Source organism: Neptuniibacter sp. QD48_55 (assembly GCF_047778115.1).
Taxonomy (GTDB): domain Bacteria; phylum Pseudomonadota; class Gammaproteobacteria; order Pseudomonadales; family Balneatricaceae; genus Neptuniibacter.
The window spans coordinates 1,444,955-1,459,171 of sequence record NZ_CP180555.1; the positions used below are offsets into that span (position 1 = coordinate 1,444,955).

The following is a 14,217-nucleotide window of genomic DNA, read 5'->3' on the forward strand; positions in this document are numbered from 1 at the left end:
GAATAAAAAATCATGAGTCACAGTGATCTGTATCGCAACGACGCTGTTTGCGAAGCATTTTTTACCCAAGACCTAGCAGAGCGCGATGCTGATCTGCTGTCTGCAGTAAATGAAGAGTTTGATCGTCAGGAGATGGGGATTGAGCTGATAGCCTCTGAAAATATTGTATCTAAAGCCGTAATGCAGGCGCAGGGTACAGTACTAACAAACAAATACGCAGAAGGTTATCCGGGCCGTCGTTACTACGGTGGTTGTGAGTACGTAGACAAGGCGGAAGGCCTAGCTATCGAGCGTGCAAAAGAGCTATTTAACTGCGAATTCGTAAACGTTCAGCCGCACTCAGGTGCGCAAGCAAACGGCGCGGTTATGTTGGCACTATTGCAGCCGGGCGATACTGTATTGGGCATGTCTCTGGATGCAGGTGGTCACTTGACTCACGGAGCGCGTCCAGCCCTTTCTGGTAAATGGTTCAATGCTGTGCAATACGGTGTGTCCCGTGAAGATAGCCGTATTGACTACGACGAGATTGAGAAGCTAGCAGCTGAATGCCAGCCGAAGATGATTATTGCAGGTGGTTCTGCGATTCCACGTCAGATCGATTTCGCGCGTTTCCGTGAGATCGCTGACAAAGTAGGTGCGTACCTGTTTGTTGATATGGCGCACATTGCAGGTCTAGTAGCGACGGGTGCTCACCCATCACCACTACCTCATGCCCATGTTGTAACGACGACAACGCACAAAACTCTACGTGGCCCGCGTGGCGGCATGATCCTATCTAACGATCTGGATCTAGGTAAGAAGATCAACTCTGCGGTATTCCCAGGTCTTCAGGGTGGTCCACTGATGCACGTGATCGCGGCGAAAGCGGTTGCTTTCGGTGAAGCGCTACAGCCTGAGTTTAAAGTTTACATCGATCGTGTTGTAGAGAATGCCAAAGTACTTGCGGGCGTTATGGTTGAGCGTGGTTGCGACATCGTAACTGGTGGTACAGATACACACCTGATGTTGGTTGATCTGCGTCCTAAAGGTCTTAAAGGTAATGTCGTAGATGAAGCGCTAGAGCGTGCAGGCATTACTTGTAACAAAAATGGCATCCCATTTGACCCTGAAAAACCAATGGTAACTTCTGGTATTCGTCTGGGTACGCCAGCTGGAACAAGCCGTGGTTTTGGTCCAGAAGAGTTCAAGCTAATTGGTAATCTAATTAGCGATGTTTTGGATGGTCTAGTGGCTAACCCAGAAGATAACTCCAAAGTTGAAGCGGAAGTGCGTGCGCAGGTCGAAGAGCTGTGCAAGAAGTTCCCTCTTTACCGTTAATAAACCTGTGTAACGAATGAGCAATAGGAAAACAATATGAGCATTCCATCTAACTACCTTTTCACACCAAGCCATGAGTGGGTTCTGGACAATGGTGACGGCACTATCTCTCTAGGCGTATCTGATCACGCTCAGGAACTTCTAGGTGATGTGGTTTTCGTTGAACTACCAGAGATTGGTCACGCAGTAGAAGCGGGTGAAGAGTTCTCTCTAGTTGAATCTGTAAAAGCAGCGTCTGACATCTACTCTCCAGTTGGTGGTGAAGTGGTTGAAGTAAACGAAGCTTTGGAAGATGCACCAGAAACAATCAACGAAGCGCCTTACACAGACGGTTGGATTGTAAAAATTAAGCTTTCTGATTCATCTGAATTGGCGAAACTTCTTAACGCAGAAGCGTACGAAGCAACGATTGCAGAAGAAGGTTAATTGGTTGAGTTGCTAGGTATGTTGTATAGGTCTAATCAGCCTAAGTACTTAGTAACCCTGTCCCCTAATTAGCTTTAGCAAGGCGAAGCGGTAGTGCAGGATCGCTTCGCACCCTTAAATTTATTTGGTTTAAGTGTCTGTTACACACATTTAAATCGAGCTGTTACCACAGGTTATTGTTATGGCAGTAGAAACTCGTACTTTGAGTGATCTTCAGCAGACGACTGACTTTACTCGTCGTCATCTTGGTCCAGATAGTGAGCAGACTCAGGAGATGTTGTCCTTTTTGGGTCTTAACTCAATGGATGAACTGATTACACAGACAGTTCCAGATTCCATCCGCTTAGATGATGCGTTAGATATGGCGGATAGCAAGACTGAAGCTGATGCGCTTGCATATATCAAAACACTAGCTGATAAAAATAAGGTTAATAAATCTTATATTGGTATGGGCTATAGCAATACTTTGGTTCCAAACGTTATCTTGCGTAACGTTATGGAAAACCCAGGTTGGTACACAGCTTATACACCTTACCAGCCAGAGATTGCCCAAGGCCGTCTAGAAGCACTGCTTAACTTCCAGCAGATGGTGATGGACCTAACCGGTATGGAATTGGCGAACGCTTCTCTACTTGATGAAGCGACAGCAGCTGCAGAAGCGATGACGCTGTGCAAACGCTCTAACCGTAAGAAGACAAATACTTATTTTGTTGCTGATGATGTTCACCCGCAAACGTTGGACGTTATCAAAACACGTGCCGAATACTTTGGTTACGACATCGTAGTAGGTAACCCGCTAACAGACCTAGAAGCGGCAGACCCATTTGGTGTTCAGCTACAGTACCCAAGTACTTACGGCGATATCACTGATATCAAATCAATTATTGATGCGGCTAAAGGCCAGAAAGCAATGGTTTCCGTTGCGGCTGATATCCTAGCCTTGGTTCTTCTTAAATCACCAGGTGAGCTGGGTGCTGATGTTGTACTAGGTTCCTCTCAACGCTTTGGTGTACCAATGGGCTTTGGTGGCCCTCACGCTGCTTTCTTTGCTGCATCTGAAAAGCTTAAACGTTCTGTGCCTGGTCGTATCATCGGTGTATCTATCGATGTAAACGGTAATCAAGCATTGCGTATGGCGATGCAAACACGTGAGCAGCATATCCGTCGTGAGAAGGCGACATCTAACATCTGTACTGCTCAAGCCTTGCTTGCCAACATGGCTTCTTTTTACGCTGTATACCACGGCCCAGAAGGTCTTAAGACAATTGCAGAGCGCGTACATCGTTTAACGGCTGTGCTTGCTAATGGTCTTAAAGCGAAAGGCGTTGCGGTTAACGACACGTACTTCGATACGCTGACTGTTTCTCTGCCTGAGACTCAAGAGGTTGTTTATCAAAGAGCGATCGACGCGGGTTGTAACTTCCGTAAGGTTGGCTCTGATAAGTTGGGTATTAGCTTGGATGAAACAACATCGTCTGAAGATGTTGCGCAGTTGCTAGACGTTATTTTGGGCGACGATCACGGTCTAAGTGTTGCTGAGCTTGATGCAGCGATTGTTGCTGGTGATGCGACGGGTATCTCTGCAGAGATGCGTCGTGAAGATGCAATCCTGACGCACCCAACGTTCAACAGCTACCACAGCGAAACCGATATGCTTCGTTACATGAAGAAGCTAGAGAACAAAGATTACTCTTTGGCGCATGGCATGATCCCACTTGGTTCTTGCACCATGAAGCTAAACGCTACAGCTGAGATGATCCCAGTTACATGGCCTGAATTTGCAAACATTCACCCGTTTGCACCGGCTGACCAAGTGCAGGGCTATCACCAAATGCTACATGAGCTGGAAGATCAACTGGTAGAAATTACCGGTTACGACAAAGTTTCTTTGCAGCCTAACTCCGGTGCTTCTGGTGAATACGCAGGTTTATTGGCGATTCGTAAGTACCAAGAGTCTGTTGGTGAAGGCCATCGTAATGTTTGCTTGATCCCATCGTCTGCGCACGGCACTAACCCTGCTTCTGCAGCAATGATGGATATGAAGATCATTGTGACTAAGTGTGATGACAACGGTAACGTTGATGTTGCTGATCTTCGTGCACAAGCTGAGCTACACAAGGATGATCTATCTTGTTTGATGATCACTTACCCATCTACACACGGTGTTTATGAGGAAGATATCGTAGAGATCTGCGACATCATCCACAAAAACGGCGGTCAGGTGTATATGGATGGCGCGAACATGAATGCGCAGGTAGGTATCTCTAAGCCGGGTGCGATCGGTTCTGATGTATCTCACCTAAACCTACACAAAACATTTGCTATCCCTCACGGTGGCGGTGGTCCAGGTATGGGTCCAATTGGTGTTAAGAGCCACTTGGCGCCGTTCCTTGCAAGCCACAAAGTAAGTCCAGTTGAAGGCGTAAATCCAGAAAACGGTGCGGTTGCAGCGACGCCTTACGGTTCTGCTTCGATCTTACCGATCACATGGATGTACAACGTCATGCTTGGCAAGTCTGGCCTTAAAGCATCGACAGAGATGGCGATTTTGAGTGCTAACTACATGACTGAGAAATTGGCTGCGCACTATCCGGTACTTTACCGTGGTCGTAACAACAAGGTTGCTCACGAATGTATCGTTGATATCCGCCCAATCAAAGAGGAAAGCGGTGTTACAGAAGAAGATATTGCTAAGCGTCTAATGGACTACGGTTTCCATGCGCCAACAATGTCTTTCCCGGTAGCAGGTACTCTGATGATCGAGCCGACTGAATCGGAATCTAAAGCGGAGATCGATCGCTTTATCGATGCCATGGTTCAGATCCGTGAAGAGATTAGCAAAGTGCAAAACGGCGAATGGCCTGCGGACAATAACCCGCTAATTAATGCACCGCATACGCAAGCGGACATTATGAGTGCTGCATGGGAGCGTCCATATAGCCGTGAAGAAGCAGTATTCCCGAATGAAGCGACTCGTCAGAACAAGTTCTGGCCAACAGCGAACCGTATCGACAACGTATACGGCGATCGGAACTTTATCTGCTCTTGTCCAGGTATCGAAGCTTATCAAGACCAGTAATTATCTTTTGCTGCAGGGTTGCTCCTGCAGCAAAGTTAAAAAGTCGAACCATTGGTCTTGAGCCAAGTGAACCGGAGATCCACTTGGTTTAATTCAGCGATAGCCAATCTGTGCCGGCTTGAGCTGAACAACGGGTAAAGCGTCAGAATTACCCGTTACTCCCGCAGTTACCAGGGGGGAATCTGGTAACTGCAACCTTTCTATTTTATAGGTCGTTAGAGTGGATTTGGCGTCTACTCGAAATTGGTGTGCTCCCAGCCTTGTGTTGGAGCTTTTTGCGGGGCTAATTTAGCCCCGTTTTTTTTGATCTTTAAAAATATCCATCAGATCACTAAGTATCTTTAGAGATTTTCAAGATGCATCGTCGGTGAATGGCTACGTTCTCAACTAAAATAACTGTATGAAAAATGATCTGTTTTTCATTGGGAACGTAATAGCTAGAGGATACTCAAAGCTAATAACTCGCAAAATAACAAGCCTAAGAGGTGATCATTATGCTGCTGAGTCACATACCCGGAATGTTTACCCACCCTGATGCAGAGTGGGAATTGATCAAAAAAGAGCACAGTAATCCTAGTCGTATATACATGGCGTATACCTGTATATTGGCACTGATTGGACCTGTGTGTGCTTACATATCAACAACTCAATTTGGTTGGCGCGTTGGTGATGGTGAGTTGATTAAACTTACAGCAATCAGTGCATTGCAGCTCAACGTCTTAACTTATGTAGCAATTCTTGTTGGTGTATTTGGCTTAGGCTGGATGATTGACTGGATGTCAAAAACTTATGGTAGTGGTCATGATGAGTATGCTGCAAACGGCATTGCTCTAGCGGCTTATTCTTGTACCCCGCTTTTCTTGGCTGGTTTCATCTCTTTATACCCAGTTCCATGGGCTAATATGTTGGTTTACCTAGCCGCTGCTGCGTATACCGGCTATTTGATCTACGACGGTTTGCCACATGTGCTGGGCATCGATAAAGATCAGGCTTTCTTCTTCTGTGGAGCAATTTTAGCAGTAGGGCTTGTGTATTTGGTTATCACTCGTGTAGGTACTGTGATTGTGTGGAATCTAGGTTTTGCACCGGTATTTATCTCTGGGTGAGCCGGTTACTGAAATGAAAAAGAGCAGCTTAGGCTGCTCTTTTTGTTTTGGAAGAGTGTTTTAGAAAAGTTCGATATCGTCATCGCGAACTTCAATTCGGGAATCTATATCGCGGAAGTGAACGATCTGATTGCGGCCATTGTTTTTAGCGTGGTATAGCGCGCGATCGGCTTGTTCGAAATGCAGCATCGGTGGTGTTACTGGATCGACGATAGTAAAGCCAATACTGACGGTCAGTTTACCTGATGGGAATGTGTAATCTTGCACCGCTTGATGGAAGCGCTCCATGGTGGCTAGGGCTTGTTCTTCATCCGCGTTGTTGAGAATCACGACAAACTCTTCGCCGCCATAACGGAATAGGAAGTCAGTGTAGCGGAATGTCTTCTTCATCAGTTCAGCGAAGTGAAGTAACACTTCATCACCATAAAGGTGACCAAAGGTATCGTTAATGTTCTTGAAATGGTCAATATCTAAAACCACCATCCAAGAAGGATTGATGTGGGTGTTTTTGTGCCCGCGATGGAAGGCGACTACATCATTGAGGCTTAATTCCATGGTCTGACGGTTAGGCAAACCAGTAAGCATATCCCGCTCTTTAGCGTCGAGTAGCGCAACTTGTTTCTCATAAATGCCAAATACGCCTTCAATCAAAACCATATCAGCTGGTGATACTTTACCTGTAATTAAGATAATCCGACGAGGAATCACATCTTTAGTGATATCTAGGAAAATGTAATCTTCGCCGTTAAATTTCATGCAGGCTACTCCACCTTTACTTTTTGGTAGAGTTTTAAGCATCAAATCTTTGTTTCTATCTTCAAATGATTCATCCAGCGTCAGTGGAAATCGTCTGATAGAAAGGCCTGTATCGGACTTAGCGTCGCCGAAAATTTCATACGATACAGCGTCTTCGACACCATCGAGTGAACAGAAGTAATGAAGTACTGCATGGGTCAGCGAGTTGTATGACTTATGCGCTAGGAACTTTGCGGATAATTCAAACGCTTGTTTGATGTTAAGGTGTTCGCTCATAGTTACTGCTTAACGCTACAAGGCCCGTGGGGGTTAGGTTTCTATAAATTGTAGCAGTCTAAACGATATTTCTGAACAAACGGTTAATATAAATTAGTCTTGCCTGTTTTATTTGCTTTTTTGCTCCTGCTATTTGCTGTTTCTATTCTAGAAATGGATAGGAATAGTGCTTCAAGTCATGCTCGCTCAGGCATTTACAAACTTGCCAGCATGTCTTGAGTGGTCTTCATTGATTGGGCTCTTGTCAGGAAATAAAAGCGCAACTGCTTATATGCGCTATGAATGGTTTGAATGTTACCTATAGGGATTATTCTACGACTTGCTCGATAACGGGTTGAGCATTAGTTTTGCGGTGTTGTTTCCAGGTGTACCAACCGCCTAAGGCAAGGGCTAACCAGGCAAGTGTGTCGATTATTGCAACGCCATTGATATCAATCCCGGTTTCACGAAATACCCGATCCCAATAGGATTTTCCTGCGCCTGCTTTGTAGGCATAGCGTTTACCGTTTTCATCTATCCCGATGAGTTGGTCATATTTGTAGGCGTAGTCATGAATTAAGCCTGGTAGGAATAAAAGGCCAGTGGGTGAGAATATGGCCCAAAGAGGGCGGGGGATAGATGCGCCGTCAAATTCGAAACCTTTAGGTATCACTATCTTGGTGCCATCACGCATAGTGTAGGTCCAGTCAGCGGTGAGTACCCATTTTCTTACAGCAAATATCCAACGCAGGATTCGAATAATAAGGGATTCGTTTTTGGTTTTTATAGGTTGAGGACGAATAGTTGGCATATTCATCACATGACTCCTTGTCTTGTTGTTTAAATCCTTTTTTCATTATAGCGCTTTGTAGGGTAAATACTTTTTCAGTTGCTCGATCTGCTCATCAATTGCAGCGGTCTCTTCATCAATAAACTGCTGTACTGCTTTATTGAACCCTACTTCCTTAAGCCAATGGGCTGAATAAGTCGGTACAGGGGTAAAACCTCGCTGTATTTTGTGCTCTCCCTGAGCGCCAGAATCAAATCGCTTTAACCCCAGACTAATACAATACTCAATGCCTTGGTAGTAGCAGGTTTCGAAATGAAGGCTGTCGTATTCATCAAAACAACCCCAGTATCGCCCGTATAAGGTGGTGGAATCTTGTAGTGACAGTGCGCCTGCAACCGGTGTTTCGTCTTTGTAAGCCAAAACGAGTAAGAGGTTTTCAGGCATGGTCTGTTTTAATTGGGTGAAAAACGATTTACTGAGATAGGCGTCGCGTCCGCGTTTAAGATAGGTTAGACGGTAAAAATCGTAAAAGGTGTCAATCTCGTTATCGGTTATACATTTTCCTTGAATTTGGCGATGAGTGATGCCTTGCTCATCGATCTTTTTGCGCTCTTTTTTAAGGTTTTTGCGCTTACGAGACGTTAGATTCTGTAGGAAGTCTTCGTAGGAGGAATAGTCTTGATTAAACCACTGGTACTGACAGCCTTTACGGATCATGTAGTTTTCATTATCCAGCGAATTCGCTTCCTTTTTATAAGGGAAGAGTAGGTGCCAAGAAGTCGCTTTGAAATGTTGGCATAGCTGAGGAATTGCTTGGCTTAAGCTCTCAAATAAAGGCTCTATAGGCTGTTTTGTTAATAATCTAGGACCGCCCACTGGAGAGAAAGGGACGGATGACACCAGTTTAGGGTAATAGTCCATACCGTAGCGTTCGTAAGCTTCAGCCCAGGCCCAATCAAACACATATTCGCCGTAGGAGTGATTCTTTAAATAAAGCGGCAGTATAGCCACAGTTATACCGTTATCTTGCAGTTGTATGTGTAGTGGTTGCCAGCCTGTTTTCGCACTTACGCTACCTGACTCTTCTAGTGCGTGGAGGAATTCGTATCGGCAAAAAGGGTAATCAGACGGGAGGAGGTTGTTCCATGTGTCTGGGCCTATTTCACTGATTTTATGGCAAATTTTTATCTCTAACATATCGCGGCTTCGGTTTTGTGTTGCTAAGCTAAATACTGTTGGGGCGACTAGTTTCCTATTTGAATTGAGAAGGATGTCAGTGTCAAAGCCATTGTTTTGTATAAAGGCCCCAAAAAAGATGATAGGAGTATTGTGATGGATGAATTAGAGCTTGAGTTTGAACTTCACCCGCAGTTAGCTGCTGATTGTATAGTGTTAGGGGATTTTCCGATTAGCCGGCTCTTGCTGTTAAACGATGCTAATTATCCTTGGTTTATTTTGGTGCCAAGGCGTGCAGGTGCGACAGAAATCTATCATCTTTCTGATGATGAACAGTGCGAGTTAATCAAAGAGTCATCATTTTTAGCATCAAACTTGGCTGATAGCTTTGCTGCTAGAAAGATGAATGTAGCATCGTTGGGGAATATGGTGCCGCAATTACACCTCCATCATATTGTCCGTTATGAGACTGATAAGGCTTGGCCAGGGCCTGTTTGGGGTAAGGTGCCAGCGGAGCCATATACTGCAGAACAGATCCATGAAATTAGACGAAAACTGGAAGCTTTAATGTCCGGCGAGCTGGAATTTGTACCGGAAGAATAAGCTTCAATAAGCTTCATTGAAAATTAGTCACCTCTATTTTAAATCTTTAAGGCCTCAATCCTATTTGGGGCCTGTTCCCTCTGCTTAAATAAGGTATAATCCGCCGTTTTTAAAATACGCTTCCTGCGTTTAGGAAGTTTCGATCGGGTTTATTTCCAATGCCAATCTTTGATTTTCAGTGTGACAGCTGTGGTCACGAGTTTGAAAAACTTGTTCTTAAAAGTGATGCGCCTGCGCCTGCATGTGTTTCCTGCGCAAGTGAGGAAGTGACCAAAAAAGTATCAGCACCGGGTTTCCGTCTTTCGGGTTCCGGTTGGTATGAGACAGATTTTAAAACCGGTAAGAAGAAAAATCTTGCAGGTGGTTCCGGTGCTTCGTCAGGTACAGACAGCTAACTCCGGATAGATAAAGTATTAATTCATTGACCGTTTGGTGAAAACCAAACCGAGACAGTTAACAGGAACAGTAAATTATGCGCAGTCATTATTGCGGCGATCTCAGAAAAGAGCATATCGGCGAAGACATTACCCTTTGTGGTTGGGTTCATCGTCGTCGTGACCACGGTGGTGTTATCTTCCTAGACGTGCGTGACCGTGAAGGTCTGGCACAGGTTGTATTTGATCCAGATCGTGAAGAGAGCTTCGCGCTAGCAGATAGCTGCCGTAATGAATTCGTAGTTGAGATCAAAGGTACTGTTCGTGGTCGTCCAGAAGGTACGATCAACTCTGAAATGCCTACTGGTGAAATCGAAGTGCTAGGTAAAGAACTTGTTATTTTGAACAAGTCTGAAACACCTCCGTTCCAGTTGGATGAGCACCAAAACGTTGGTGAAGATGTTCGTCTTCGTAACCGTTACATCGACCTACGTCGTCCAGAGATGCAGGAAAAGCTACGTTTCCGTTCAAAAGTATCTAATGCGATTCGTAACTACCTAGATGATAACGGCTTCCTAGATATCGAAACGCCGATTCTAAACCGTGCTACACCTGAAGGTGCGCGTGACTACTTGGTACCGAGCCGTGTTCATGAAGGTCAGTTCTTTGCGCTGCCACAGTCTCCTCAGCTATTTAAACAGTTGTTGATGGTTTCTGGTTTTGACCGTTACTACCAGATCGCTAAATGTTTCCGTGATGAGGATTTGCGTGCTGACCGTCAGCCAGAATTTACTCAGATCGATATCGAAACTTCGTTCATGGACGAAGAAGGTATCATGGGTCTGACTGAAACTATGATCCGCAAGTTGTTCCTAGAGCTTAAAGGTGTAGATCTGGGTGATTTCCCACGCATGCCTTACTCAGAAGCAATGCAGCGTTACGGTTCTGATAAGCCTGATCTTCGTTACCCAATGGAGTTGGTTGATGTTGCTGATCTAATGGCGGATATCGAATTTAAAGTATTCGCAGGCCCAGCAAACGATCCTAAGTGCCGCGTAACTGCACTTAAAGTTCCTGGTGGCGCTAAACTGACTCGTAAGAACATCGATGATTACACTAAGTTTGTAAGTATCTATGGTGCTAAAGGTCTTGCTTGGATCAAAGTTAATGAAATCGAAAACGGCGTTAACGGCCTACAGTCTCCAATCATCAAGTTCCTAGGTGATGAAGTGACTATGTCGATCATGGATCGTCTAGGCGTTGAAAACGGCGACATCGTATTCTTTGGTGCTGACAAAGCTAAGGTTGTTTCTGAAGCGCTGGGTGCACTACGTATCAAAGTGGGTGAAGATCTTGAGATGGCTGAGTGTGAATGGGCACCTCTATGGGTTGTTGATTTCCCAATGTTCGAAGAAACAGATGGTGGCCTTACAGCACTTCACCACCCATTTACTGCGCCAAGCTGTTCTCCAGAAGAGCTAAAAGCGAACCCGCTAGAAGCGCTATCTCGTGCATACGACATGGTACTTAACGGTTGTGAGCTTGGTGGTGGTTCTGTTCGTATCCACGATCAGGCAATGCAGGCTACAGTGCTGGAGATTCTAGGTATCTCTGATGAAGAAGCTGACGATAAGTTTGGCTTCCTACTAAACGCGCTACAGTACGGTGCGCCTCCGCACGGTGGTTTGGCGTTTGGTCTAGATCGTTTGATCATGCTGATGACGGGTACAGATTCAATCCGTGAAGTTATCGCTTTCCCTAAAACGCAAAGTGCATCTTGTATGATGACTGAAGCGCCGGGTGAAGTAAGTGCTGCACAGCTACGTGAATTGAACATTAAGCTGCGTAAAACGCCTTAATAGCATCACGTTGTCCTAGTTCAAGCTAGGACTCGGTTAAAACTAAAAAGCTGCCTTCGGGCGGCTTTTTTTGTTTATATTGGACAAAAATAATATCGAAAAGGAGTAGGCGTTATGGCAGGTCACTCTAAATGGGCCAATATCAAACACCGTACAGCTGCTCAGGATGCAAAGCGCGGCAAGATCTTTACCAAGCTTATTCGAGAGCATGTCTTCGGTTTACCACTCTTTCAGTGAATGCTCTTTTAGGAAATCTACTAATACCCTGATTCTTCTTGCTTTTTGGCTGTGCTGTGGAAAATATAGATGCAGGCTAGGGTAGCTGAATTGGTAATCATCTAGCAGTGTGACCAGCTTACCTTCTTCGACTGATTTTTTAGCTAAAGGCGCTAAAACGCCGCTTATACCTAACCCTTTCTCAGCGGCATCTATCATCAGTTCTGGATTATTAACAATCATCGCGTTATCGACGTTTACCGAAATTTGTTCGCCGTTTTCGATTAAGTTAAGTGGTGCAAGGTTGTTCGCTGAAATATAGCGATAGCGGATAAATTTGTGTTTGCACAGGTCTTCAGGTGTGAGTGGTTCACCGTGTTGTTCCAGATATTCAGGAGAGGCGACGATCCATTGCTTTAATGGCGGAGTCAGGTTGATTGAAACCATGCCTTCTTCGACCTTATGAGCGCCTCGAATACCTGCGTCGATTCCCTCTTTAATAATATTCACGGTTGCATCAGATATAGAGATCTCCAGATCAATTTCGGGATACTGGCGACAAAACTCCGCATAGATCGGTTTGAGCATGTGGTTAAACGTGAACATCGGCAAGGTAATTTTTAGTTTGCCAGAGGGGACTTGGTTTAGACCTTTTACATATTCAACTGTTTCACTGAGTTCAGAGGCGAGGGGTAAGGCTCTGTCATAAAGCTGTGCGCCAGCATCAGTCAGCTCCATCTGCCTTGTTGTACGGTTGATTAATGGCAGCCCTAGATAATTTTCCAGCTGTTTCAGTGCTTGGCTTACCGAAGGAGGGGCTAATTCCAATTTTCTGGCAGCAGGCCTCACGCCGCCTTCTTTAACAATAGTGAAGAATATGGAGAGCTGATTATAGAGGGAGCTGTTCATATTATTTCCGAATCCGAAATAAGTGTTAGTTAGAGTCTAACAAACATTTAGATAAAGAGGGTCTAATCAAACAATAATCGCTTAAGTACACTTCGCTTCCACCCAGATATGCCTGTTTTGGAACAGATATCTAATAAAGAGATTTACTCGACAGGGCATTTGGTCTGCGAGGATTGGTTGCGAGAGGCTTGCGATGAAACGAATACTATCTTTGGCGCTTATTATGTTGATAAGCGGATGTTCTCTTGAAGCAGACGATAAGCAAATGTCTGCTGTGCCTGCGCAACCGGTCGATGTAGCACAAGTGCTATACCAGCCTTACACGCCTCAACATACCTTTACTAGCCGATTGGAATCACCACAGCAGGTGGAGATTCGTCCTCGTGTTAGTGGTGTGATCGAAGCAGTTCAGTTCACTGAAGGAAGTCGAGTAGAGAAGGGTGATCTGCTTTTTAAAATCGATCCTCGTCCTTTTGCTGCAGAAGTGAAGCGATTAGAAGCTCAGCTAAGCAGTGCGAAGACTGCACTGAGACAAGCGCAATCTGAAGCAACGCGTGCCAAGCGTCTTAAATCTCGCAACGCGATCTCCGCTGAACAAGCTGAATCCAGATTGTTCTTAGCAAGCCAACGCCGTTCTGAATTAGCTTCTGTAGAAGCTGCTCTAGAGGCAGCAAGATTAAACTTAGAATTTACTGAGGTAAAAGCACCGATCAGTGGTTCGATCTCAAGCGCTTTCATTACTCCAGGTAATAACGTTCAAGCGGGCAACAGTGTGCTGACATCTCTCGTAGCTACTGATGAACTCTACGCTTATATCGCGGTTGATGAGCGTACTTGGAACAATGTGTTTACTTCGGTGACAGCGCAATCAAATACGCCTGCGTCACTAAAATTAACTGGTCTAGATACAACACAGTTTGCAGGTGTTATCGACTTTATCGATAACCAAGTTGATAGCCGCACAGGTACTTTGCGTATTCGTGCTGTGTTCAAAACGGATGGTCAGCCTTCGTTACGCCCAGGTGCATTTGCGCGTGTCACACTATCAGCAACAGCAGCACTTGATCGCATTATGATTCCGGACCGCGCTGTTGGAACCGATCTGAAAAATCGTTTCGTGCTTACTATCAATGCCGAAAACACATTGGAGTATCGTTCAGTCACTCTAGGTGGACGCATTGGTGAGCTGCGCATTATTGAAGAAGGTCTTACCCCTGAAGATATCATTGCAGTCAATGGTCCGGCACGTGTGGGCCCAGGTATGCCTGTGTCTCCTCGTACTGTAACCATCGCTTCCCAAACATCGCCTGCAGTCACTGTCGCAGCGAATGAGCTTAATCCAGCAAAGTAA

The 14,217-nt window shown here is 45.2% G+C and carries 12 protein-coding genes and 1 pseudogene; 9 read left to right on the top strand and 4 right to left on the bottom strand.

The genetic code is table 11. The features are described from left to right. The first annotated feature begins 12 nt into the window (after window positions 1-12). The 4 genes from ACMXYW_RS06630 (at window position 13) to ACMXYW_RS06645 (ending at window position 5,928) form a co-directional block, all read left to right on the top strand. Window positions 13-1,317, top strand: coding sequence for a serine hydroxymethyltransferase (locus ACMXYW_RS06630; RefSeq protein ID WP_415905658.1), 1,305 nt, complete (start codon window positions 13-15; stop codon window positions 1,315-1,317). 36 nt (window positions 1,318-1,353) lie between these two features. Beyond that, window positions 1,354-1,743 (top strand): glycine cleavage system protein GcvH, encoded by a 390-nt coding sequence (gcvH, locus tag ACMXYW_RS06635; RefSeq protein WP_415905659.1) that lies wholly within the window; start codon window positions 1,354-1,356, stop codon window positions 1,741-1,743. Between the two features lie 181 nt (window positions 1,744-1,924). Then, on the top strand, window positions 1,925-4,822 hold the full coding sequence (gcvP, locus tag ACMXYW_RS06640; RefSeq protein WP_415905660.1) for an aminomethyl-transferring glycine dehydrogenase: 2,898 nt from the start codon (window positions 1,925-1,927) through the stop codon (window positions 4,820-4,822). Between the two features lie 494 nt (window positions 4,823-5,316). After that, window positions 5,317-5,928: a Yip1 family protein gene (locus ACMXYW_RS06645; protein WP_415898512.1), complete on the top strand. Its 612-nt coding sequence runs from the start codon at window positions 5,317-5,319 to the stop codon at window positions 5,926-5,928. Between the two features lie 60 nt (window positions 5,929-5,988). Here ACMXYW_RS06645 and ACMXYW_RS06650 read toward each other — a convergent pair whose 3' ends face one another. The 3 genes from ACMXYW_RS06650 to ACMXYW_RS06660 form a co-directional block, all read right to left on the bottom strand. Further along, entirely contained in the window at window positions 5,989-6,960 is a 972-nt protein-coding gene (locus ACMXYW_RS06650; protein ID WP_415905661.1) for a GGDEF domain-containing protein, read from the bottom strand. A 307-nt stretch (window positions 6,961-7,267) separates the two neighbouring features. Then, window positions 7,268-7,756, bottom strand: a complete 489-nt coding sequence (locus ACMXYW_RS06655; RefSeq protein WP_415905662.1) for a DUF1353 domain-containing protein — start codon at window positions 7,754-7,756, stop codon at window positions 7,268-7,270. Between the two features lie 39 nt (window positions 7,757-7,795). Continuing rightward, window positions 7,796-8,926 carry a GNAT family N-acetyltransferase gene (locus ACMXYW_RS06660; protein WP_415905663.1) on the bottom strand — a complete coding sequence of 377 codons (1,131 nt, stop codon included), beginning with the start codon at window positions 8,924-8,926 and terminating at the stop codon, window positions 7,796-7,798. 135 nt (window positions 8,927-9,061) lie between these two features. Between ACMXYW_RS06660 and ACMXYW_RS06665 the strand changes: the two genes are divergently transcribed. From ACMXYW_RS06665 to ACMXYW_RS06680, 4 genes and pseudogenes are all read left to right on the top strand, one after another. Beyond that, complete coding sequence (locus tag ACMXYW_RS06665; RefSeq protein ID WP_415891723.1) at window positions 9,062-9,508, top strand: HIT domain-containing protein; 447 nt, start codon at window positions 9,062-9,064, stop codon at window positions 9,506-9,508. A 158-nt stretch (window positions 9,509-9,666) separates the two neighbouring features. Continuing rightward, window positions 9,667-9,903, top strand: a complete 237-nt coding sequence (locus ACMXYW_RS06670; RefSeq protein ID WP_415891008.1) for an FmdB family zinc ribbon protein — start codon at window positions 9,667-9,669, stop codon at window positions 9,901-9,903. 77 nt (window positions 9,904-9,980) lie between these two features. Next, entirely contained in the window at window positions 9,981-11,741 is a 1,761-nt protein-coding gene (aspS, locus tag ACMXYW_RS06675; RefSeq protein WP_415898507.1) for an aspartate--tRNA ligase, read from the top strand. Between the two features lie 114 nt (window positions 11,742-11,855). Further along, window positions 11,856-11,948: pseudogene (locus ACMXYW_RS06680) on the top strand (YebC/PmpR family DNA-binding transcriptional regulator); the annotation flags it as partial. A 12-nt stretch (window positions 11,949-11,960) separates the two neighbouring features. Here the strand turns inward: ACMXYW_RS06680 and ACMXYW_RS06685 are convergent. After that, the gene (locus ACMXYW_RS06685; protein ID WP_415898506.1) at window positions 11,961-12,866 is read right to left on the bottom strand and encodes a LysR family transcriptional regulator; all 906 of its coding nucleotides are present in this window, start codon (window positions 12,864-12,866) and stop codon (window positions 11,961-11,963) included. Window positions 12,867-13,059: 193 nt separating this feature from the next. Between ACMXYW_RS06685 and ACMXYW_RS06690 the strand changes: the two genes are divergently transcribed. Then, window positions 13,060-14,217: an efflux RND transporter periplasmic adaptor subunit gene (locus tag ACMXYW_RS06690; protein ID WP_415905664.1), complete on the top strand. Its 1,158-nt coding sequence runs from the start codon at window positions 13,060-13,062 to the stop codon at window positions 14,215-14,217.